Source organism: Pseudomonas gingeri, assembly GCF_013385425.1.
Classification (GTDB): domain Bacteria; phylum Pseudomonadota; class Gammaproteobacteria; order Pseudomonadales; family Pseudomonadaceae; genus Aquipseudomonas; species Aquipseudomonas gingeri_D.
Map to the genome: position 1 here is coordinate 1 of NZ_JACAQA010000045.1, position 1,963 is coordinate 1,963.

Below are 1,963 nucleotides of genomic sequence, written 5' to 3' on the forward strand. Positions count from 1 at the left end.
TGTCAACGCCGGCCCAAAACTGACCCCTTTCCCTCACTTTTCGCCGATTGAAATTTGACCCCCTCGGCCTGTTTCTAAACGGTTTTCACTGCCCGTGTCGGGCTGGTACCGGCCTTACGTTTGTCCTTGAGGCGATAGCTGTCGCCCGAGATCTGCACGATGTGTGCGTGGTGTAACAGCCGATCGAGCATCGCTGCTGTCAGCGTCTGGTCATCCGCGAAGGTGCCGGCCCACTGGGTGAACGGCAGGTTGCTGGTGAGGATCATGCTGCCGCGCTCGTAGCGGCGGGCGACGACGTTGAAGAACAGATTGGCTTCGTCGCGTCCGAAAGGCAGGTACCCAATTTCGTCGATTACCAGCAGCCGAGGGCCCATCACCGCGCGGTTGAAATACTCCTTCAGACGATCCTGGCGATGTGCGGCAGCGAGTTGCAGCATCAGGTCGGCGGCGGTGATGAAACGGGTTTTGATACCTGCCAGGGTCGCACGATAGGCCAAGGCGCAAGCCAAGTGCGTCTTGCCTACGCCGCTGGGCCCGAGCAGGACGATGTTCTCGGCGCGCTCGACGAAGCTCAGCCCCGCCAACTCCTGCAATTGCGCTCGCGGCGCACCGCTGGCGAAGGCGAAATCGTATTGCTCCAATGTCTTGAGGGCAGGCAGTGTCGCCATCTTCAGCAAGGTCTGTCGCGAGCGCTCGGTGCGTGCCTCGGCTTCAGCGCGCAGAAGCTGCTCCAGGAAGTCGGCGAAGCTCTGTTCCTGAGTCGCTGCTTGCTGTGCCAAGCCAGCCCAGTCCACAGCCATCCGTTCAAGCTTGAGCTGCTGGCACAGCTCGATGATGCGGGCATGTTGCAGGTTCATCGGCTCCACTCCAGCAACTCATCGTAGACCGAAAGCGGGTGCTGCAAGCTCTCGTGCGGTAGAACCCGTCCCAGCCGCAGCGAGGTGATCGCCGGGGCTGTCATAACCCCGCCAGCTGGCAGGGGCAGCAAGACATCACGCTCTTCAGCCAGGCGTATCGCTGGCTTTATTCCTGTGGTGCCATGAATCCGCTGATGCGCGATTTCGTCGAGCCAACGACCGATATGCGCGTTGGCGGTGGCCACATCCAACGGCAAGCCCGCGCTCTTGAGCGTGGCCGCCAGCGGCGTGATGAAACTGCCCTTGAGGTAGCCGTTGAAGCGCTCGACCTTGCCTTTGGTCTTGGCCCGATAGGGTCGGCAAACACGAGGGCGAAAGCCGTATTCATCGGCCAGTGCCAGCAGCCGGGGATGCCAACGATGCAGGCCCACGCCATAGGCGTCGCGCTCCAGGATGATCGCGCCGGCGTTGTCGAACAGCGCCTCCTCTGGCACCCCGCCGAAATAGACAAAGGCCTCACGCAAGCCGTCCAACCACGCATCACTGTCCTCGCGGGCACCGAAGCGGACGAAGGTGGCACGGCTGTAGCCAAGCGTGGCGACGAAAGCCTTAAGCGGGTTGCGGCCCCTGCGGATGGTGGTGAAATCTACCTGCACCTGCTGGCCGGGCGAAGTCTCGAAGCGCACCACTGGGTCATGGCGTGGGCGCTTGAATGGCGCCAAGTAGGACTTTAGCTGGCTGACGCCGCCTGCATAGCCTTCAGCCTGGATCTCACGCAACAGCACGGTGGCAGGAATCCAATGTGGCCGGGCCGCCTCGATACGCTCTTGTAGATAGGTCTTGAAGGGATCGAGCTTGGCCGGACGCGGTTCCCGTGCCGGATAACGCGGTGGCTCGGCTTCGCCACGCAGGTACTTGCGAACGGTGTTGCGCGACAGCCCGAGAGTGCGCGCGATGGTCTTGATGCCCATGCCCTGACGGGCCAATACCCTGATTTCCACTGACTGCTCCTGGGTCAACATCTCGGCAGCTCAAAGCCACCATGATCGCCCAGGGGGTCAAATTTGCTTCGGCGTTAGGGGGTCAGTTTTACATTGGCGATGACA

Annotated in this window: 2 protein-coding genes; both read right to left on the reverse strand. The window is 61.7% G+C overall.

Features of this window, described 5'->3' with window-relative positions; genetic code table 11:
* Window positions 1–74: 74 nt before the first annotated feature.
* Window positions 75–857 (reverse strand): IS21-like element helper ATPase IstB, encoded by a 783-nt coding sequence (gene istB / locus HX830_RS31225; RefSeq protein ID WP_152742433.1) that lies wholly within the window; start codon window positions 855–857, stop codon window positions 75–77.
* Complete coding sequence (istA, locus tag HX830_RS31230; protein WP_177104668.1) at window positions 854–1,879, reverse strand: IS21 family transposase; 1,026 nt, start codon at window positions 1,877–1,879, stop codon at window positions 854–856. Before istA ends, istB begins: the two co-directional genes overlap by 4 nt.
* Window positions 1,880–1,963 lie beyond the last annotated feature (84 nt).